At 38.5% G+C, this 20,604-nt stretch carries 20 protein-coding genes, 1 tRNA gene and 1 pseudogene; 7 read left to right on the top strand and 15 right to left on the bottom strand.

Going from position 1 to position 20,604, the window contains the following annotated elements; all coding sequences use genetic code 11:
* Window positions 1–69: 69 nt before the first annotated feature.
* The 3 genes and pseudogenes from HMPREF1654_RS10380 to HMPREF1654_RS10100 form a co-directional block, all read right to left on the bottom strand.
* Window positions 70–177: an HGH motif RaS-RiPP peptide gene (locus tag HMPREF1654_RS10380; protein WP_016670377.1), complete on the bottom strand. Its 108-nt coding sequence runs from the start codon at window positions 175–177 to the stop codon at window positions 70–72.
* 84 nt (window positions 178–261) lie between these two features.
* Window positions 262–1,116, bottom strand: coding sequence for an Rgg/GadR/MutR family transcriptional regulator (locus HMPREF1654_RS03240; protein ID WP_003077649.1), 855 nt, complete (start codon window positions 1,114–1,116; stop codon window positions 262–264).
* A 276-nt stretch (window positions 1,117–1,392) separates the two neighbouring features.
* Window positions 1,393–1,662 (bottom strand): annotated as a pseudogene (locus tag HMPREF1654_RS10100) (alcohol dehydrogenase); the annotation flags it as partial.
* Window positions 1,663–1,951: 289 nt separating this feature from the next.
* Here HMPREF1654_RS10100 and HMPREF1654_RS03230 point away from each other — a divergent pair.
* From HMPREF1654_RS03230 to dusB, 4 genes are all read left to right on the top strand, one after another.
* The gene (locus HMPREF1654_RS03230) at window positions 1,952–2,770 is read left to right on the top strand and encodes a hypothetical protein (RefSeq protein WP_003077806.1); all 819 of its coding nucleotides are present in this window, start codon (window positions 1,952–1,954) and stop codon (window positions 2,768–2,770) included.
* An 18-nt stretch (window positions 2,771–2,788) separates the two neighbouring features.
* Window positions 2,789–4,060, top strand: a complete 1,272-nt coding sequence (locus tag HMPREF1654_RS03225) for a toxic anion resistance protein (RefSeq protein WP_003077837.1) — start codon at window positions 2,789–2,791, stop codon at window positions 4,058–4,060.
* 208 nt (window positions 4,061–4,268) lie between these two features.
* Window positions 4,269–5,141 (top strand): Hsp33 family molecular chaperone HslO, encoded by an 873-nt coding sequence (gene hslO, locus HMPREF1654_RS03220; RefSeq protein WP_003077705.1) that lies wholly within the window; start codon window positions 4,269–4,271, stop codon window positions 5,139–5,141.
* Window positions 5,128–6,099, top strand: coding sequence for a tRNA dihydrouridine synthase DusB (dusB, locus tag HMPREF1654_RS03215; protein WP_003077834.1), 972 nt, complete (start codon window positions 5,128–5,130; stop codon window positions 6,097–6,099). The genes hslO and dusB overlap by 14 nt, the downstream gene beginning before the upstream one ends.
* Before the next feature lie 75 nt (window positions 6,100–6,174).
* On the opposite strand, the gene HMPREF1654_RS03210 is transcribed toward dusB, so the two are convergent.
* Genes HMPREF1654_RS03210 through HMPREF1654_RS03200 form a run of 3 tightly spaced genes read right to left on the bottom strand, consistent with a single transcriptional unit; the run spans window position 6,175 to window position 9,556 of the window.
* Complete coding sequence (locus HMPREF1654_RS03210) at window positions 6,175–6,615, bottom strand: GNAT family N-acetyltransferase (protein WP_003077674.1); 441 nt, start codon at window positions 6,613–6,615, stop codon at window positions 6,175–6,177.
* A gap of 46 nt (window positions 6,616–6,661) precedes the next feature.
* Window positions 6,662–9,091 (bottom strand): ATP-dependent Clp protease ATP-binding subunit, encoded by a 2,430-nt coding sequence (locus HMPREF1654_RS03205; protein WP_003077621.1) that lies wholly within the window; start codon window positions 9,089–9,091, stop codon window positions 6,662–6,664.
* 3 nt (window positions 9,092–9,094) lie between these two features.
* On the bottom strand, window positions 9,095–9,556 hold the full coding sequence (locus HMPREF1654_RS03200) for a CtsR family transcriptional regulator (protein WP_003077510.1): 462 nt from the start codon (window positions 9,554–9,556) through the stop codon (window positions 9,095–9,097).
* A gap of 255 nt (window positions 9,557–9,811) precedes the next feature.
* Between HMPREF1654_RS03200 and HMPREF1654_RS03195 the strand changes: the two genes are divergently transcribed.
* On the top strand, window positions 9,812–10,162 hold the full coding sequence (locus HMPREF1654_RS03195) for a hypothetical protein (RefSeq protein ID WP_003074775.1): 351 nt from the start codon (window positions 9,812–9,814) through the stop codon (window positions 10,160–10,162).
* Window positions 10,163–10,237: 75 nt separating this feature from the next.
* Here HMPREF1654_RS03195 and tsf read toward each other — a convergent pair whose 3' ends face one another.
* Both tsf and rpsB read right to left on the bottom strand, forming a co-directional pair.
* Window positions 10,238–11,281 carry a translation elongation factor Ts gene (gene tsf / locus HMPREF1654_RS03190; RefSeq protein ID WP_003074777.1) on the bottom strand — a complete coding sequence of 348 codons (1,044 nt, stop codon included), beginning with the start codon at window positions 11,279–11,281 and terminating at the stop codon, window positions 10,238–10,240.
* Window positions 11,282–11,363: 82 nt separating this feature from the next.
* Window positions 11,364–12,146, bottom strand: coding sequence for a 30S ribosomal protein S2 (rpsB, locus tag HMPREF1654_RS03185; RefSeq protein ID WP_003077447.1), 783 nt, complete (start codon window positions 12,144–12,146; stop codon window positions 11,364–11,366).
* Between the two features lie 297 nt (window positions 12,147–12,443).
* Between rpsB and HMPREF1654_RS03180 the strand changes: the two genes are divergently transcribed.
* Window positions 12,444–12,514 (top strand) — tRNA-Cys (locus tag HMPREF1654_RS03180).
* Between the two features lie 269 nt (window positions 12,515–12,783).
* Here HMPREF1654_RS03180 and HMPREF1654_RS03175 read toward each other — a convergent pair.
* The 5 genes from HMPREF1654_RS03175 to pbp2a form a co-directional block, all read right to left on the bottom strand.
* Window positions 12,784–13,569: a hypothetical protein gene (locus HMPREF1654_RS03175; protein WP_003077832.1), complete on the bottom strand. Its 786-nt coding sequence runs from the start codon at window positions 13,567–13,569 to the stop codon at window positions 12,784–12,786.
* A 206-nt stretch (window positions 13,570–13,775) separates the two neighbouring features.
* On the bottom strand, window positions 13,776–14,312 hold the full coding sequence (nusG, locus tag HMPREF1654_RS03170; protein WP_003074879.1) for a transcription termination/antitermination protein NusG: 537 nt from the start codon (window positions 14,310–14,312) through the stop codon (window positions 13,776–13,778).
* Window positions 14,313–14,457: 145 nt separating this feature from the next.
* Window positions 14,458–14,634 carry a preprotein translocase subunit SecE gene (gene secE / locus HMPREF1654_RS03165; protein ID WP_003074881.1) on the bottom strand — a complete coding sequence of 59 codons (177 nt, stop codon included), beginning with the start codon at window positions 14,632–14,634 and terminating at the stop codon, window positions 14,458–14,460.
* A 9-nt stretch (window positions 14,635–14,643) separates the two neighbouring features.
* Window positions 14,644–14,796 (bottom strand): 50S ribosomal protein L33, encoded by a 153-nt coding sequence (gene rpmG / locus HMPREF1654_RS09725; RefSeq protein ID WP_003074882.1) that lies wholly within the window; start codon window positions 14,794–14,796, stop codon window positions 14,644–14,646.
* A gap of 49 nt (window positions 14,797–14,845) precedes the next feature.
* Complete coding sequence (pbp2a, locus tag HMPREF1654_RS03160; protein ID WP_003077670.1) at window positions 14,846–17,065, bottom strand: penicillin-binding protein PBP2A; 2,220 nt, start codon at window positions 17,063–17,065, stop codon at window positions 14,846–14,848.
* Between the two features lie 137 nt (window positions 17,066–17,202).
* On the opposite strand from pbp2a, the gene HMPREF1654_RS03155 reads away from it, so the two are divergent.
* A complete protein-coding gene (locus HMPREF1654_RS03155; RefSeq protein WP_003077631.1) occupies window positions 17,203–18,072 on the top strand; it encodes an RluA family pseudouridine synthase in 870 nt (289 codons plus the stop codon).
* Between the two features lie 40 nt (window positions 18,073–18,112).
* On the opposite strand, the gene HMPREF1654_RS03150 is transcribed toward HMPREF1654_RS03155, so the two are convergent.
* Window positions 18,113–18,322, bottom strand: coding sequence for a heavy-metal-associated domain-containing protein (locus HMPREF1654_RS03150; RefSeq protein ID WP_003074885.1), 210 nt, complete (start codon window positions 18,320–18,322; stop codon window positions 18,113–18,115).
* Between the two features lie 12 nt (window positions 18,323–18,334).
* The gene (locus HMPREF1654_RS03145) at window positions 18,335–20,587 is read right to left on the bottom strand and encodes a heavy metal translocating P-type ATPase (protein WP_003077844.1); all 2,253 of its coding nucleotides are present in this window, start codon (window positions 20,585–20,587) and stop codon (window positions 18,335–18,337) included.
* Window positions 20,588–20,604: the final 17 nt, after the last annotated feature.

Below are 20,604 nucleotides of genomic sequence, written 5' to 3'. Positions count from 1 at the left end.
TTTAATTTCCTTTTTCTTTTACTATTGTGTAATTAAAAGGGTAGGAAGAATACGATCCTACCCTTATTTCTAGTGTCCGTGAGCTTTTGAACTATCACGTGTCAGTACAGCAACACTTAAATCAACTTTCTTGACTGATAAATCAAGCTTCTGATTTGGCTTCATATCAAGTTTCATGACAATATACTCCTTATTTGATAATTCAATTATACTTCTATCCACTTTAAATAAAATAAATTCCCACATATGCTTCACAAAGGACTATTTTAATAGTTTCGTCAAATGGATATCAAAAGTCTCTGCTAATCCATTACTCCCAGCTAATTTTAAAGCTGCAATATACTTTTTCATTTCAATAATTGAACGTGTATCATTTGTCTTCTTCAACTTGTACAATTCTTTTGCATATTGAAATACTAACCTTTCATAAATTTCTGTCTCAATAAAGAAGCAAGCCTTTAACTGTTTTTCAAAATAAACAGCATCCATTAACTCGCATCGTTCTATGCATGTGATGTAAGAGTTTAAGAGCAACGTAGATATAATTCTACGATTATTAGGAATTTCTTTATAAAAATCCGAACGTCTAACCATTTCTCGGGATAATACCATAAAAGTTTCATGATTAAAAACATCTAAAGTATTTGCGAAAAGAAGTATTTCATAGTTTCCCCAAAATTCTACACTAAATAAATAATCTATTAGATGTTTGATATCCTGTTCTGACACACTATCTTCTCCAGATATATCTTGAAGTTTAATTTTAATTAAAATAATATTTAATTCATGAAATATTTGATGTTCAGGAATCTTTTCTTGTTGTTCAATCAATAACTTTTTCAAATTCAATATATCTCTTGTTGTAATATATACTCTAATTCTTTCCAACAATTCATTTAGTTCATCTCTACGAAAATCATGTACAGCATACATAAATTCATCAATTGGCATATTTATTACCTGCAATGCTCTTATAAACTTTGTAATTGTTAAATCAGTTTCTCCACGTTCAAATCTAGATAATTGAGACTTTGATAGACCATGTTTCGCAACGTCTTTTAACTTTATTCCTCTAGATTGACGAAATTTTTTAAAAATTTTTCCAAAATGAGTCATTTTAAACCTCCAGCTTCATATACGGGAATTTTTTATAGTATCTTTAACAAAATTATATCATAGAAAGAAATGAATGGAGGTAAACTTTATGAAATCTTTTAAGATGACTTCTCTTTTGCTTCTTGTTTTAGAGGGAATTCTCGTAATTGTTGTAGGATAAAAAAGAGACAAATTTTTTAAAAATTCAAATAATCCTGCAAGACGATAGTCTCAGTCTATCAATTATAGACATAAAATAAAACGAACTACCCCAAAAATTCAGTAGTTCATTTTATTTTACATCACAATCATAGCTTTAATCGTTTTTCTATCAGCCATATCTTTGTAGGCTTGGTCAATGTTTTCCAATTTGTAAGATTAAGTGAAAACTTTACCAGGATTGATTTGGCCGCCTAGAACTGCTTTTAACAAGACTTCTTTATCATAAGTTGTACAAGAAGCAGGTCCACCAGTCATTGCCAAGTTGACCATCCAATAGTCACCAATATTGATGTCTCCTGTATGTGGCACTCCGACACGACCAACAACCGCACCTGGACGAGCAACCTCTCTGACCTCCATTTTTTCTGGTTCTACAAAAACTGCTGCTTTCATCTTATTGTTTCTTTCTCTATTAAAAAGATGATGCTCCACATTCATCAAAAAATAAACTATTTACAATTTTATTATATACCTTAGAGTTAACTCTAAGTCAAGAATTTTTTGAAAAATCTTGCTAGCCTCTGCTTATACTCAACTAAACTTTTTATTAAACATATCATTCAGTACCGTCTTTTATACATTTTTATGCTAAAATAGACTTAGAAATTTCAGAAGAAACAGGATTAGATACTTTATGCCCAGAAGAAATTATAACAATGTACGTTCTAGAAGATGGATCGGTATACTGCTTATTCTTATCGCAGTTGGTATTATTATACAGTACCTCATTCCAATCCTTCTTTCCATCGGCATAGGCTACGGAATTTACTACTATGCAACTCATAAACCGAAAAAAATCACAGAGCCCAGCGCCAGTCAGCAAATTGAAGATTTGAAACAGGAAATCAGAGCTGCAGATAGTCGAATCAAACAGCTGGACAATTATCTGAAAGAAAAATCTTATGCAAATTACCAACAATTAGCTGATCAGCTCTTGCCTCAATTGAGTTATATTCAAGGCCGAGCTGACACCTTAAAAAAATATATCTCGCCTGAAATTTACCAGCGAATTCAACGAAAAGTGCAAAATGTAACAACAGATATCCATGAGCAACTACACAATCTTCACGCTCAAACTTCCGAAGGTTTAAAACTAAACTTGGAGGAATTAGCACCTGAATTACTTGAAACTATTCACAATATTCAAATCGACCACGAAGCGATTCTCAAGAAAATTTCTCAGTCAGAAAGCAATAACAAGGAAGAATTAACTGCAATCCATCAGTCTCAAATGGAGCATTATGAGGATATTTTGGAAGGCTACCTAAAAATCAAGACCTCACCAAAAGATTTTTATAATGCAGAAGAACGACTTTCTAGCGCCAAAGCAGCTATTGAGCAGTTTGATTTAGACTTGGATGAAACACTCCGTCAACTCAACGAAGCGGATCTACGAGATTTTGATATCAGCTTGAGGATTTTAAGTAAAAAAGAACCCAATACCGAACTATAACCATCAAAAGGAGACCTTATGAGCCAAGAATTTAACTTTGACATCGACAAAATCGCTAATAATGCCATTTCCAAAACAGACAGAACTACTGAAATCATTGAATCAACCGAAACACAAGCAAACGGACAGATGAACTTTTTGGAGAAATTAACTCCTGAACAACAAGATGCGATCATAGCAAAAGCCCCTCAGCTGGTAGATAACTTTATTTCCGATCAAAATACTCTTTTAGATTTTGGGCAAGCTGCAGTCGAAGAAGTTAATAATACTGTTAATCGCATTTTAGCCGAACAAAAGAAACTTCAAATCCCACAAGTAGATGAATTGTTAAAAAACACCAACAAAGAGTTAAATGGTTTTGTTGCTAAATATAAGGATACTCAAATTGCAGAACTAGATAAAAAGCCAAATTTTTTAGAAAAACTCTTTAAACAAAGTAAGAACACCTTGCAAGAGTTCTATTTTGATTCACAAAATATTGAGCAAAAAATGGATAGTATGGCCGCCACTGTCGTCAAGCAAGAAGATCTGCTCGCACGCAATATCGTTTCTGCCGAAATGTTAATTGAAGACAACACCAAATCCATTGAAAATCTAGTCGGTGTCATTTCCTTCATCGAAGCCACTCAAAAAGAAGCTGGTGCGCGTGCCTCGACTCTTCAAAATGAGGTGGCACAATTAGATACTGCCACTCTCGATTACCAAACCAAATCACAAGAATTGGCTCGCTTAACTGAGGTTGTGAATACATTGGAACAACAACATACAGAATACATCAGCCGTCTATATGTCGCTTGGGCCACTACCCCGCAAATGCGTAATCTCGTAAAAGTATCTTCTGATATGCGCCAAAAACTTGGCATGCTCCGTCGCAATACCATTCCGACTATGAAGCTCTCTATCGCTCAACTAGGAATCCTGCAGCAATCAATGAAATCTGGTCAAGTAGCAGACGCTATTTCTAATGCCAACAATGCAGCGCTGCAAATGCTAGCTGAAACCAGCAAAGAAGTCATTCCACAAATGGAGAGGATTTCCCAAAATCCAACAATCGCTGTCGAATCCGTCACCAAATTAGCTGAAAGCTTAGTCGCTCAAAACCAAGGAATCATCTCTGCCATTGATAAAGGGCGGGAAAAACGCGCTCTCCTTGAAGCAACTGTAATCAAATCCGCTGAAACCATTAATGACTCTGTTAAATTACGCGACCAAAAAATTATCCAAGCTTTGCTAGATCAGGGAAAAGAAATCCAAAAAGAAGTGGATAAACCGACTACAAGTGAAACATAACGAGCTGAAACATGGACGTAAGACAAAAATAAACTCTTGTGGTATGCTGTTTCATCCAAACAAAGTAACAGTATACAGCACTAACTCTTTGCTATGTAAATAATGACCAACCTCGTCAATGGTGCGGGGCAGGACAACAAAATCACTTTCTTACGAAATACTGATTTTTGTCCCGCTCCCTTTTCTTTTTTATGTTACAATAAAAGGTATGGATAAGATTATTAAAACTATTTCAGAAAACGGGGCTTTCCGAGCTTATGTACTAGATAGTACCGAAACTGTTCGAACAGCTCAGGAAAAACACCAGACCCTTGCTAGCTCAACCGTAGCGTTAGGTCGCACACTCATTGCCAGTCAAATCCTTGCCGCAAACGAAAAAGGAGATACAAAAATCACCGTCAAAGTACTAGGGACAAGCTCTCTTGGTGCGATTATCACCGTCGCAGATACAAAAGGTACTGTCAAAGGCTATGTGCAAAATTCCGGTGTGGACATTAAAAAAACTGCAACAGGTGAAGTGTTGGTTGGATCATTCGTTGGGAATGGCGAATTTCTCGTTATTACGGATTATGGAACTGGAAATCCTTATCATTCTATGACTCCACTTGTGTCCGGTGAGATTGGAGAAGACCTTGCATTCTATCTAACAGAAAGTCAACAAACTCCTTCAGCTGTTGGCTTGAATGTACTACTAGATACCAACGACAAGGTCAAGGTTGCTGGCGGATTTCTCTTGCAAGTTCTCCCTGGTGCCAAAGAAGAAGAAATCACCCACTTTGAAAAACGAATCCAAGAAATGCCTGCTATTTCAACACTTTTGGAATCTGAAAACCATATTGAAGCCTTGCTTTCAGCTATCTATGGCAACGAACCCTACAAACGCTTGTCAGAAGAAGAGCTCCGCTTCCAATGTGATTGCAGCAAAGAACGGTTTTTAAATGCCCTCTCAAGCCTACCTAAGTCAGATCTTGAAGAAATGCGAGATGAAGACCACGGCGCTGAAATCACTTGCCAATTCTGTCAAAGCACATATCATTTTGACGAAAAAGACTTGGAGGAACTCATTCGTGACAAATCTTAATACCCCTTTTTTGATTGGTGATGTAAAAATTCCCAACCGGACTGTTCTTGCTCCCATGGCAGGCGTCACCAATTCAGCTTTTCGGACAATTGCAAAAGAGCTTGGCGCAGGACTTGTCGTCATGGAAATGGTCTCAGACAAAGGCATTCAATACAATAACAAAAAGACACTCCATATGTTGCATATTGACGAAGAAGAACATCCCGTTTCCATTCAGTTGTTTGGGAGTGACGAAGATAGTTTGGCGCGCGCTGCCGAATTTATCCAAGAAAATACCCAAACAGATATTGTGGATATTAATATGGGCTGTCCCGTCAATAAAATTGTCAAAAACGAAGCTGGAGCAAAATGGCTCAAAGATCCAGAAAAAATCTATTCTATTATCAATAAAGTTCGTTCTCTTCTAGATATTCCGTTAACCGTGAAAATGCGTACTGGTTGGGCAGATGCCTCACTAGCTGTGGAAAATGCTCTTGCAGCTGAAGCTGCTGGTGTGGCGGCTCTTGCTATGCACGGTCGTACACGCGAGCAGATGTATACTGGGCATGCTGATCTTGAAAGCCTCCACAATGTTGCGCAAGCCTTAACCAAGATCCCTTTTATTGCCAATGGTGACATTCGTACCGTACAAGATGCTCAACAGCGTATAGAAGAAGTGGGGGCAGATGCAGTTATGATCGGGCGTGCTGCTATGGGCAATCCGTATCTCTTTCATCAGATTAACCACTATTTTGAAACAGGAGAAATCCTGCCTGATCTCAGCTTTGAGGATAAAATGCAAGTCGCTTACGATCACTTGAAACGTCTAATTGACCTCAAGGGCGAGCATATCGCTGTTCGAGAATTTCGGGGGTTGGCACCTCATTACCTTCGTGGAACAGCAGGAGCTGCCAAGCTTCGTGGCGCTATCGCACAAGCTAATAGCCTCGCAGAAATTGAAGCATTGCTCCAAGTCTAAATATCAGAAAAACACCAATCATCTGGGAAATTATTCCTAAATGGTTGGTGTTTTTTATTTAAAGAGTAATTTCTACTAGGTATCTATCCGAGTCATTTCAGTCCTTGCCTGATTGCGATAAATTAAATCTTCTCGGGTAGAGAAACCTAATGTTTCCCAAAAATGATTTCCTTCTGTGTTCCTTTTGAATACAACCAAAGCGACCTTGTGAATTTTTAACTCATCTAAGACAATTAAAACTGTCTCAACCAACTTCCGAGCAATCCCTCTCCTACGGTAACTCGGATGAACAGCTGTATGATAGATATATGCCCTTCGACCATCAAAGCCAACTAAAATCGCTCCAATAATTATTTGATTTTCTACTGCTACCAGACAAGTTTGAGGGTTCCTTTTTAGAAACTGTGCAATCCCCTCCTTAGAATCATCCAAATGATTTAAGCCTATACTTGCACATGACAGCCATAATTGGTAAACTTGGTCGTAATCTTCTTCTACCATTTCACGAATGTTCATATTAAAATACCTTATCTACTCCCTGATGAATGCTTCGAATAGAAACTCAGAGCACTTCAAACTTCAATTTTCCAGCCTTGACACCGACTTTCAAGCTTTGCCCCGTTTTTAGCTCACCTGCTAAAAGTAATTCTGATAAATGGTCTTCCACTCGAGTTTGTAGAATTCGACGCAATGGACGAGCTCCCATTTCAGGATCATAGCCCTCTTGAGCTAGAAGCTTCAAAGCACTCGGTTGGAATTTGAGTTTAATTCCTTTTTCTGCAAGACTAGAAATGAGCGGTTGCACCATAATTTTCACCACTTCCTGCATGTCTTCGCTAGTCAAACTGTGAAAAACAACCTTTTCATCAATTCGGTTAATAAATTCTGGACGATAAGCTTTCTTTAGCTCTTCCATCATTCGTTTTTCCATATTTTCATGATCAAAGCGAACATCTCTTGCTCCGAACCCAACCGTCTTATCGTCCCGTAAACTTGTCGCACCAAGATTGCTGGTCATAATGATAATAGTATTGGAAAAATCTACCTTACGGCCCTTGCTATCCGTCAGAACCCCGTCATCTAGGACTTGGAGCAGCACATTGAAAATATCAGGATGAGCTTTTTCCACTTCGTCAAAGAGGAGCACAGAGTAAGGACGATTACGCACCTTTTCAGTTAATTCTCCCCCTTCTTCATAACCAACATAGCCTGGAGGTGCTCCATTGAGACGACTAGCAGCAAATTTCTCCATGTATTCGGACATATCAAAACGAATTAACGCTGTTTCGTCATCAAAGAGAACTTCTGCCAAAGCCTTAGCTAGCTCAGTTTTTCCGACCCCGGTTGGCCCTAAGAACATAAAGGAGCCAATTGGGCGCTTGCTAGTGCGGATACCAGATTGATTGCGCCGAATCGCTCGACTAATAGCAGAAATTGCTTCATTCTGCCCGATAACTCGTTTGTGTAACTCCTTTTCTAAATTGAGGTATTTCTTCGCATCTGTTTGTGTCAACTTTTGCACAGGAATACCTGATAAACTGCTGAGTGTTGCTAAAACATCCTCGTCTTTCACCCTTAATTTATAAACAATTGGCTGACTCTCTTTCTCCAACAACGTATCAACTTTGTTCCAATCGCCTGCCATTAAAGCCTCATCTGCTGCACTCAATTCTGCTTTTACGTGATTTTGCGGGCTTTTATTTTGTACCCTTGCAGCAGCTTCGTCTAGCAAGTCAATCGCTGAGTCAGGTAGATGTTTACTAGTCAGGTAACGATGCGCATACTTAACAGCCGTCTCAATTGCCGAATCCGTAATCACGACCTTGTGGTGATCTTCATAACTTTTCTTGAGTCCCTGTAAAATAGCAATGCTGTCAGCTACCGTTGCTTCTTCAATAGTAACCTTGGCAAATCTTCGTGAAAGAGCTGCATCTTTTTCGATATATTTTTGGTACTCTTCTTGTGTTGTTGCACCGATCGTTCTGAGCGTTCCTTTAGCCAAAGCCGGCTTGAGAATATTTGCTGCATCTAATGTCGAGTCAATCCCGCTGCCAGAACCCATAATGGTATGAAGCTCATCAATGAAGAGAATAACATGCCCATCTGCTTCAATATCATTGATAATATTGTTCATCCGTTCTTCAAAATCACCACGAAAACGAGTTCCAGCCACCACATTCATTAAATCTAGCTCTAAAACTCTCATCTTTGCAAGCTCATTTGGAACTTGACCATCTGCCACACGTTGCGCCAAACCCAGAGCTAATGCTGTCTTCCCAACTCCTGCATCTCCTACCAAAACCGGATTGTTTTTTGTCTTACGACTTAAAATCTGAAGTATGCGAGAAATCTCTTTATCCCGCCCAATGATCGGTTCTAAAAGGCCCATATGAGCCATTTCAGTTAGATCACGAGTATAATCTTCTAGTCCGCCACTGGTTGCAGGAGGCATTCCCATCATATTAGCCATCGTTTGTCTTGTTGCTGCAGCACTTTTATTTAGGTGACGAATAGCCTTTAAATCCTCTTTATTCCAGCTGGCCTTATGCTCTAAATTTTTCCGCAGATCTGTCATGCGCAAAACGCCTTCTTTATCTTCGTAACTAAAACCAATAAATTCAAGAATACGCGCTGCCAAGCTTCCTTGGTCAAATAACATAGCTAGCAATATATGCTCTGTCCCAAGATTATTAGCATGAACCGCCCCTGCAATTTGTTCAGCAGTCAAAAATAGCACTTTCATGCGATAAGAAAACGGCCAAATAGTAAAGTCTCCCTCTTGTTGATAGACTTTCCCCGTGATATGAAAAGCTGCCTTTTCAAAATCATCAATTTCAAGTGGGTAATCATTTAAAACTGAACCAGCAACACTATAAGGATTATTTGCCATAGCAATCAACAGCTGCCAAGACTCTAAATAATCCGTTTCAAAATGACTTGCTAATAACTGTGCTGATTCAATACTTTCTGTCAAAGCTTTTGAATATTTCATATATTAGTTTTTCCCTTTTCTATCAACTTGCTGTAAAATTTTCTTTAACATCCGCGCACGAATCTGTGCAGCATTTGTCCCCAATACCCTGTCTGTTGTCGTTGCTAAAAGAAGATTCCCTTCTCGTTCTGTCATGATCTGTTCATCAAATAACAGCTGAATAATATCTGTAAAGACCTGATGGCTAATCTGCTCACCAACGCTATGCAACAAATCACAAAGCAACTCATGGTGATTGGAAAATTCAATTCGACCAATCCGAATGTAGCCACCTCCACCACGCTTACTTTCAACAATATAGCCACGACTTTCTGTAAATCGTGTCTTTATTACATAGTTTATCTGACTAGGAACAACTTGAAAAACATCTGCAATCTCACTTCGCTTCAACTCTGCAATTCCTGCTTGCGCCAAAAGAGTTTTAATATATTCTTCAATACTATCTGATGTATTTTTACTACTCATGCCAACTCCTTCCCTTTAGACCTCATTCTATAAATCATATCCACAACTGACATTGACTATCTTTGACTATTATACCGAAATTCTTCCATTTTTGAAAGAGAAAGCGCTAAATGAAAAACTGAAAAGTCTGATTATTCAAGCAAGTGAAAAAGCTTATCTACTAGTAACAATTTAAGTGTAAACGCTTGCCTTTTAATTTTAAAGCGTTATAATATAGATGAAAATTTGACGATATCAATAAAGGAGGCCAAATGAATGAAAATGGATTGGTTCAAATATACACGTCATGTACTGGTTTGGTGGTTTTCAACTTTGTTCTTTTTTACAATTATTTCTGCTGACTATGTAGATGTTCAAGTCGCTACATTAGTCGCCTGTTTGTTTGCCCCGTTTTTATTTGAACCGTCTTCAATAAAACCAAAAACAAAATGGATAATTGATTTAGCCATCATTGTCATCAGTGTCTTTGCTGTTCTTTTTACACAAACTTACCGAATCGCTTTTACCTACTCCGAAATTACTTATCTACTCATCTCCTTGATTATTTTAATCCTTATCGATTTAGTTATTTCTCACAAGGGATTCACTAAAAGAATTGTAAAATAGTAACCGCAGCTAAAAAAGGTTAGAGAACTTCATCTGTTCTCTAACCTTTTGTTTGTTATTACATAATTGATTAACTTAGTTTTGTCCAAGTGCAGCAGCCATTGTAGCAGCTACTTCTGATTCAAAATCATTGGCAGCTTTTTCAATACCATCACCCACTTCAAAACGTGTGAAGCCAGCGATTGTAACACCTTGACTTTCAAGGAATGCTTCAACAGTTTTGCTGTCATCCATAATATAAACTTGAGCTAAAAGTGTATATTGTTGGTCGACTTTTGTGTTATCTAACATAAAGCGATCCATCTTACCAGGGATGATTTTGTCCCAGATTTTTTCTGGCTTACCTTCAGCCGCAAGACCTGCTTTAATATCTTCTTCAGCTTGTGCAATCACTTCATCTGTCAATTGAAGTTTAGAACCAAATTTGTAGTGTGGAAGTGCTGGTTTACCAACCATTGCACGGCTTTCATTGTCTTGGTCAATTTTATGGTTCATTTGCGCCAATTCATCATGGATAAATTCTTCACTCAATTCTTTGTATGAAAGAACAGAAGGTTTCATTGCGGCAACGTGCATTGCTACATGTTTTGCAAGGTCTTCGTCACTACCTGAAAGAACAGTAATAACTCCGATACGTCCACCATTGTGTTGGTATGCGCCAAATACTTGATCATCTGCTTTTTCAACAACTGCAAAACGACGGAATGAAATTTTTTCTCCAATTGTAGCAGTTGCACTAACATAAGCAGCTTCAAGCGTTTCTCCTGAAGGCATTATCAAAGCAAGTGCTTCTTCATTGTTCGCTGGTTTGCCTTCTGCAATCACTTTAGCCGTTTCGTTTACTAATTCAACAAATTGAGCATTTTTTGCTACAAAATCTGTTTCTGAATTCACTTCAACGATAGCAGCGATATTGCCACTCACATAGACACCAGTCAGTCCTTCAGCAGCAACACGATCTGCTTTTTTAGCAGCTTTTGCCATACCTTTTTCACGTAGCAATTCGATTGCTTTTTCGATATCGCCATCTACTTCTACAAGTGCTTTTTTAGCATCCATGACACCAGCACCAGATTTTTCACGCAATTCTTTTACAAGCTTAGCTGTAATTTCTGCCATTTTGATCCTCCAATTAAGATATTACGATTTGATTGAATAAAAAGGGGAGGGCTAGGCCCCGCCCCATAGGTTCGTTACTTGATTATTCGTTTGTGCCTTCAACAACTTCAACGATTTCTTCGATAGAATCAACTTGTGTATCAGTTGCAGCTAATTCTGCTTCTACTGATTCAACGTTATCTTCACCTTGGCGCCCTTCGATAATCGCATCAGCCATTTTCGCAGTGATTAATTTAACAGCGCGGATAGCATCATCATTTGCTGGAATAATCACATCAATGTCATCTGGATCTGTATTTGTGTCGACCATCGCAACCACTGGGATACCAAGCTTCTTAGCTTCTTTTACAGCGATTTGTTCTTTATGTGGATCAACAACGTACATTACGTCTGGGATGCGAGGCATTTCTTCAATACCACCCAAGAATTTTTCAAGACGAGCGCGTTGTTTGTTCAAAAGAGCGACTTCTTTCTTAGGAAGCACGTCAAAAATTCCGTCTTCTTCCATGCGTTTGATTTCTTTCAAACGAGCAACACGTTTTTGGATCGTTTCCCAGTTTGTAAGGGTTCCGCCCAACCAACGGTGGTTGATGTAGTATTGACCTGCACGTTCTGCTTCATCTTTTACAGCATCAGCAGCTTGCTTTTTGGTACCAACAAACAAGATAACCGCATCGTTAGCAGCAGCATCGCGCATAAAATCATATGCTTGATCTGCAAATTTTACAGTTTGCTGAAGGTCAATTACGTGGATACCATTACGTTCTGTGAAGATGTATTTCGCCATCTTAGGGTTCCAGCGACGAGTTTGGTGACCAAAGTGAACACCAGCCTCAAGAAGTTGTTTCATTGAAATTACTGCCATGAGTAAGATCTCCTTTTTGTTTTTTTCCTCTTTCAGATTTCAACTTGCAAAATCACCCGTAGGCAACAATTTCACAATTCATCTGAAATGAGTATTTGCCGATTACACGACATCTACTATCATATCAAAAGTTCTTCTATTTTACAAGAGGTATTCTGCTTTTTTATAGTCTTCTCAATCTCCATCCGTTTATTCTAGAGTTTAATCTTAGGTGATGAAGCGCTACAATTTTACCGAGAGAAACAAATCTACACTCTTGACGAAAACGATTTTTTACGATAAAATAGTAAAAGTTGTGGCGGTATAGCCAAGTGGTAAGGCACGGCTCTGCAAAAGCTTGATCGTCGGTTCAAATCCGTCTACCGCCTTTCAATACCTGACTTGTCAGGAATCAACCGAATGAAAAGCCTGATTTTACAGGCTTTTTGTTTTACTTTGAAACTAATCTGGGAATAAATTTGAGGCTATCTATTTGGTAACACTTTATTTTGTTTATACATAAAAAGCGGACATTACTAACCGCTTCTATATTATTCATGTAATTCTGTACGGATTACTTACTGTAATAGTAAAGTTCATTTTATTTCCTTTTCCTATCTCTACAAGGCAACTTATATGTAAAAATTATACTCTCAATCTACAGTACCCCTTCTAATAAAGTTGCAAGGTCATATTTGTATGCACTCATTCTATCATAGATTTGTTTTTGCCATTCTTTATCAAGAGTTCCATCACTATTGACAAAAAAGTTAGCATCCATATAACGAATAATCATAAATTCAGAAGTCTTTTGATCAAAACCATTTCCACGACTGAAATCTATTCCCTTTCCTGTATTTTTAGTAACAATCGCTTCAAATAAAGGTAAAGTAATTTCATTACAAGGAACCTTCATATCAGGAATATCCCAAAATGTCTTTTTATCACTTTTGTACAGTGCAAGATTTGAAATCGTACCATTTGTTACACATTGTACTCTACGAATATCTTCAATACTAATTTTATGCTTTGAGCCATAAATAACACCACTGGCAATACGGATTTCTTTTTCTTTCATGCTAAAAGCCAGTATTATATCAAGATCCCTTAGGTTATTTGGGAAATCTTTTGTAAGTTTACGTGCTGCAAAAGCCAGTAGGATTACTTTCGTTTCCAAAATGTTATGGCCATTATTGTAAATGGTGGTATCTGTATCAAATTCAGCCATATTCTTTCCATTCTGATCTCGAAAAATGAGATTATAAATTGAATTAGAGTTACAATAACGAAGTGATAAGATAGTAGAAACTTTGTCAAATGAAATATTCAGATTTTTCTTTTCACTTTTTGCGTCTAGATAAGAAAAACCATCATTTCTAACAATGACCGTACTTCCATTCTTACGGTTCAATTTGACTTCTTGATTTTCAAAAATAGTCTTCACAATTTCTCCTTAAAGATGATTTTTTGTTCCATCAATCCTTATTCTAACATTTTCAAAGAATTATGTATTCGTTTTCAATAACTGGAAATCTATCATTATCAAGAGCATAGGCTCTTAGAGAGAATATTAAAACTTGCAAGTAAGCTAAAATAGCATATAAAAAGAGTGGAAAATTTTTCCCAACCCTTTTTATGTTTTTCAAGGAATTATAGCTCTGCAATTTGGCTGAGATTAACTTCTGCAACCGTGTCATTGCCAAACATAGAGATAATCATTTTCACCTTGCTATTATCAATTTCGGTGATTTTACCTGTATAATCTGCAAAAGCTCCATCAATGATACGCACAGTATCGCCAACTTTCACATGAATATCGAATTCTTGAACAGTTTGGCCCATTGAAATCAAGATTTGGCGAATTTCTTCTTCCAAGAGCGGAGTTGGTTTAGAGCGGTTTCCGTGTGAGCCAACAAATCCTGTTACATTCGGTGTATTCCGCACGACAAACCACGCTTCATCTGTCATCACCATTTCTACCAAGACATAACCTGGAAAACGATTTTCTTCAACTTCTTTCGTTTTTCCATTTTTCTCTACTTGTACCGTTTGTGTTGGGATTTCCACGCGCAAAATGTTTTCCAACATATTGTAGGTTTGTGCACGTTGCAAAAGATTTTCTTTTACTTTATTTTCATAACCCGAGTAGGTTTGCAGAACAAACCAGCCTTTATCAAAACTGTCCATGAGTTCTTCCTTTCCTAAATAAAAAAGCCTGTGGGCTTCGGTTTCTTTCTAGCCCTATTATACCATAAAAATAACAAATACAACCTTTTTATCGTTATTTTTTTACAATAAAAACCTACTTGACAAATAGCAAGCAGGTTAAAAATTAAAAGATATTTAACAATCGTACTAAACCTCTTGTGACAAAGAGATCGAAAAGATAAATAATAACAACAAAGAAAGCGGTATATTCCATGACTGAGATAAAATCTACCCAGCTTTGCTTTCTAGTTGGCCAAGTTGTATCTTTTAACACTTGAAATGTATCTCTAATGAATTTCACAACTTTCTCCTATCTAGTTTCTTTATGAATCGTATATTTACTACAATGTTTACAATATTTATTTACTTCCAGACGTTTTGGTTTTGGCGTACTACTCAACTTAATTGAATAGTTTCTCGATCCACAAACCGTGCACGCCAGACTTGCTTTTTTTAGTGCCATAACGCCTCCATCTTTTTTATTATATCAGGAAAGCTAATTTTTGACAAGTCTATCGGAACCAACTCTTAACAGCATCCCAAAGATTCCCTGCTTTTTCAGAAATTTTGGCATCATCGATTGCCTTTTTGGCTTGGTCGACCAGATTCTTAGCTTTATCTTGCACATCTTTCAAGATATCTGAATTACTACCAGCTTGGTTTCTAGTATTATTCGTACCAGCCGTGTCCACCGGTGCGATGCCATTTTTAGCATAAGCATTTTTGTCACCAAACTTCGTGCCATTTGTATACGGCAAAATACTGTTTGCCAGACTTCGGAAAATAGCGGAGGCTTCATTAGCGCTGGTTCCTGTAAGATAATGATTTTCATCTGTTTTTGGAAAACCTAGCCACTGGCTGATGACTACATCCGGCGTGTAGCCAATGACCCACTGGTCTCCTGATAAATCTGGATTAAAGTTAGTTTCTGTCGTTCCTGTCTTCCCAGCCATAGTATAGCCATAAGGAGCAGCATAAACACCTGTACCATTGGTAAATGTTCCTAGCATCATACTGGTCATTTTTTCCGTTGTTGAGCGGTTGAGTACTCGAGTCGAGGTGGATTTATGAGTTTTAACGACTTGTCCACTAGCATTTTCAATTTTGGTAATCAAATGGGCGTCATTCATAACCCCATTATTTGCAAAAGTAGAATAGGCTTGTGCCATTTGCAGCGGATTAGTTGTAACGCCACTACCAAGAGCTACCCCAAGGGTCTGCTCTACTTTATCCATATTCAGGCCAAATTTCTTACCATATTCAAAAACCTTTTTCAGCCCCAATTCATTGGCAGCGGCAACTGCGGGAATATTTAGGGATTGAGCTAAAGCTTGGTACATTGGGACAGTCGGACTAGACTTGATACCACCGTAATTGTTCACAGTGTAATTCCCATAAGTCGTTGTGCTATTGTCCAACTCTTTATTAATGGGCCAACCTGCTGCAACTGCGGGACTGTAAACTGCTAATGGCTTAATAGTGGAGCCAGGACTTCTTGCGGATTGTGTAGCATAATTAAAACTTCTGAAATTGGCACTCGTACTATTGATTTGCCCGACAAGCGCACGAACTCCTCCCGTTTTAGGGTCTAGTGCTACGCTGCCAGATTGGGCCCTCGTACCGTCTGCTGCTTGTGGGAACAAATCTTTGCGGTCATAAATGACTTGCATGCTAGCTTGATAATTTTGATCTAGCTCTGTGTAAATACGATAGCCGTTATTGACAATATCAGATTCTGTCAATCCATAATCACGTACTGCTTCATTGATAACTGCATCAAAGTAAGACGGATAACGATAATCTGCCGATTTCCCAGTATAAGCATCTCTCAACTGGCTGCCCAGACCAATAGCGGTAGACTGGTTAGCAGTTGCTTGATTAATATAACCAGCAGCTACCATATTTTGTAAAACGGTATTGCGTCGATTCGTTGCGTTTTTTATAGAAGCAAGCGGATTATATAGTTCCGGTCCTTTGAGCATTCCTGCTAAGGTAGCTGCTTGATCTAGTGTCAGTTGGCTAGCAGATACTCCAAAATATTTCTTAGAAGCATCTTCTACTCCCCATACACCATTCCCAAAGTAAGAATTGTTGAGGTACATAGTGAGAATCTGCTTTTTACTATATTTCTTAGTTAATTCTAAAGCTAGGAAAAACTCTTTTGCCTTCCGTTCAATGGTCTGATCCTGAGATAAGTAAGCATTTTTAGCTAATTGTTGTGTAATGGTAGAACCACCACCAGAACGCCCAGCTGTTAAGACTGCTAGAATAAAACGACCATAGTTAATGCCACTATTTTTATAAAAGGAACGGTCTTCTGTCGCAATGACGGCATGTTGTAAGTTCGGACTAATTTTGGACAATTCTACGTAAGTACCCTTTTGCCCCGACAAACTTCCAGCTTTTTTTCCATCCTTATCATAAATTGCAGTCGTTGCTTTCAACGCATTCTGCAAGTCATTGACGTTAGTGGATTTGGCAACATAAAAGAGATAGCCTCCTGTCACCAAACCAAAACCAAGTCCCAGAATCAAAACAATTTTCGTTAGATGATAGCGACGCCAAAATCGACGAAATGGATGTTGAGAAATTGACTTTTTCCGACTTTTTCCAGAACGGCTCAAATGCGATTCGCTTTCTTCCGCCTCTGTCACCTCTTGATGATTGCGCTCAGGACTATCTTTTTTAAAATGATTCACTACTATTTCAAATAATTCGCTCAATTTTTTCATATCCTTATTCTATCACCTTCTTCATATCCAGACAAGAAAGGACCTCTCATTAGGCTTGTCATTTAGAAAATTTTAAGAAATTGTTCAAGAATTAGCTGACTATTTGCAATCATCTACTATTTTGTTACAATAAAATCATGCATTTTACAATTACGATTCCACAAGATCTGCCAGAGATGACAGTCAAAGAATTGCTGGAAGAACACTTTTTAATCCCGCGTAAAATTCGCCATTTTTTACGTATCAAAAAACACGTCTTAATCAATCAAGCATCAATCAATTGGCAGAGTATTGTTCATCCATCTGACGAAATCACGTTAATGTTCGATGAAGAAGATTATCCAGAAAAGTCTATTTTAATGGGTAAAGCTAATCTTGTGGAAGAATTATATCAAGATGAACACATCATCATTGTCAACAAACCTGAAGGCATGAAAACACATGCTAATGAACCGACGGAGCTGGCGCTTTTAAATCATGTTTCTGCTTATGTTGGCAATACCTGCTATGTCGTTCATCGCTTGGACAAGGAAACTAGTGGGGCTGTCCTTTTTGCTAAAAATCCATTTATCCTCCCTATCTTAAATCGACTGCTGGAAGACAAAAATATTTCACGTGAATATTGGGCTTTAGTGCAAGGGACATTTCTCCAAAAGAGCCAAACCTATACGGATAAAATCGGACGCGACCGCCACGATCGACGAAAGAGACTGGTAGATAATAAAAACGGTCGGTACGCTGAAACCTATGTCACAAGATTAAAAGAATTTAGAAACAAAACACTCGTCAATTGCCAACTTAAAACTGGACGAACTCATCAAATTCGGGTACATCTTACTCATCACGGATATCCTATTATCGGTGATCCATTATACAATCCACAGCGTGCAAGACGCCTTATGCTTCATGCTCATCGCTTAACTTTCACACACCCTTTCACACTTGAAAAAATTAGTGTTGAAGCATTTTCCGAAAGTTTTGAAAAGGGATTAAAGGAAGAAAACTAAAAACGGACAGGCGTCAGTATATTTGCCTGTCCGTTTTTAATTACGCAACATTGACAACTTTATAAATTGTTTTAGCGAGTGCTGCTTGGTAGTCTTCTGCGCTGTAAGTGTGATCAGTAGTTACAGTAGCAACCTTTGTATCCAGATCAATTTGAACGTCCGATACCCCTTTTAGTGTTTGGAAGTGATCGGTAACATGTTTCACGCAATTTTGGCAAGATATATTTTCTAAAGTGACGATTTGTTTCATGATGAACTCCTTTTATGATTTTAGTTTAAAACGTCGCAAACGTAATGCATTGGTCACGACAGAAACTGAGCTAAAACTCATAGCAAGACCCGCTAACATAGGATTGAGCAGCGGCCCCCCAAATATATACAAGAACCCCATTGCGACTGGTATCCCTAGGGTATTGTAGGCAAAAGCCCAGAAAAGATTTTCTTTGATATTTTTAATCGTAGCTTGGCTGAGTCGAATGGCCGTCACCGCGTCTAATAGGTCACTATGCATTAAGACAATATCAGCCGAGTCGATGGCCACATCTGTTCCCGAGCCAATAGCAACCCCAACTTCAGCTTGTACCAGAGCAGGTGCATCATTAATTCCATCACCTACCATAGCAACCTTTTTCCCTTTTACTTGCAAGTCCTTGACTAGAGCTGCTTTGCCGTCCGGAAATACTCCTGCAATCACTTGATGAACACCAGCTTCTCTTGCAACTGCTTGAGCTGTCTCCTCACGATCACCTGTCAACATTATCACTTCTAAACCCATTTTTTGCAATTCAGAAATAGCTTCACGGCTATTTTTTTTGATTTGATCAGCAACTGCTACGATCCCAACTAAGTGTTTATCCAAAGCGACAAGCACAGCTGTCTTTCCTTGATGAGACAAGGAAATCAAGTCAGAAATGTGCTCCCCCAGCTCAACTTGGTATTGTTTCATCAAACTTTCATTCCCAATCAAAATCTCTTGATCATTAACTTGAGCTACGATCCCTTTGCCTGAAACTGCTTGGAAATCTGTTACCGGAGTCAAAGATACATCTTCTGCCTGAACTGCTTGCAAAATGGCTGTCGCTAGTGGATGCTCTGAATGTTGTTCACTACTTGCAATCAAACTTAATAAATCCCCTCGTGAAATAGTACCGAAGGTCAGTACATCAGTCAAACTGGGCTTTCCTTCCGTAATTGTCCCTGTCTTATCTAGGACAACAGTATTCACCATACGAGCTGCTTCAAGAACTTGTCCAGATTTGATAAGAACGCCATTTTCAGCTCCTTTTCCTGTGCCTACCATAATAGCTGTCGGTGTGGCTAACCCAAGTGCACAAGGACAGGCAATGACTAGCACAGCAATGAAAATAGAGAGTGAGAATTGCAGACTTTTGCCTGCTACAAAGAACCACGCTAGAGCCGCCAAGATTGCTAAAAGTAAGACAATGGGTACAAAGTAGAGCGAAATTTTATCTGCCATAACAGCAATAGGGGCTTTTGAACCTTGTGCTTCCTCCACCAAATGGACAATCTGGGCTAAGGTCGTGTCTGATCCAACTTTAGTTGCTTCATAGTCAATAGAACCCGTTTGATTTACCGTAGCACTCGTGATTCGATCTCCAATACCTTTTTCAACAGGAACACTTTCACCTGTCATCATAGACTCATCCACATAAGTCTGGCCAGAAACAACGATACCATCAACTGGCATCCTCTCTCCTGGTTTAATCCGTACAATATCCCCAAGCTTGATGTCTTCGGTATCAATTGTCACAACTTCCCCATAACGAACAACAGTCGCTTGGTTAGGAATCAGACTCATTAAACCTTGAATCGCTTGCGAGGTTCGGCCCTTAGCATTGCCTTCTAAATATTTCCCCAGTAAAACAAGAGTGATAATTACACCAACTGATTCAAAATACAACTGGTGTACAAAAGAATAATGCCCCGATAAAACTTGAACAACCGAGTATAAGCTATAAAGAAAAGCTGCACTCGTTCCCACGGCAATCAAACTATCCATATTGGGATGCCGTTTTGCTAGGTTCCGAAAACCACGTGTATAAAAGCCTCGTCCTATCCCAATAGCTGGTAAAGTCAGGAGCAGTTGCGCCAAAACAAAGATTATCGGATGAGCTCTGGAGTCTAAGAAAGCGGGGAGAGGTAAACCAATCATGCTCCCCATTGAAATATAAAGCAGGGGGATAGTAACTCCTGCCACAAACCAAATCCGGCGTGCCATATGACGTACATTTTCTTTCTTTTCTGCGACCTGTTTCGCATAATCTGACTGTCTTTGTTCTCCTTTTTCTACCGCTTGATAACCTGCCTCTTTCACTGCATCAAAAACTTGCTCGCTTGCAAATCCTTCTTTTGGAAAAACTGTCAATTTTTCCGTTGCCAAGTTCACAGTAGCTTCTTTTACTGTTGGAAGTTCTTTGACTACCATTTCAATGGTCATCGCGCAAGCTGCACAAGTCATTCCAGATAATTTATACTCTTTTTTATCATTTTCCATTTTTTTACTCCGCTATT

Origin of the sequence: Streptococcus intermedius SK54 = ATCC 27335 (assembly GCF_000413475.1) — a bacterium.
Lineage (GTDB): Bacteria > Bacillota > Bacilli > Lactobacillales > Streptococcaceae > Streptococcus > Streptococcus intermedius.
The sequence above is the reverse complement of the archived record's forward strand: the minus strand, read 5'-3'. Positions and strand labels throughout refer to the sequence as shown.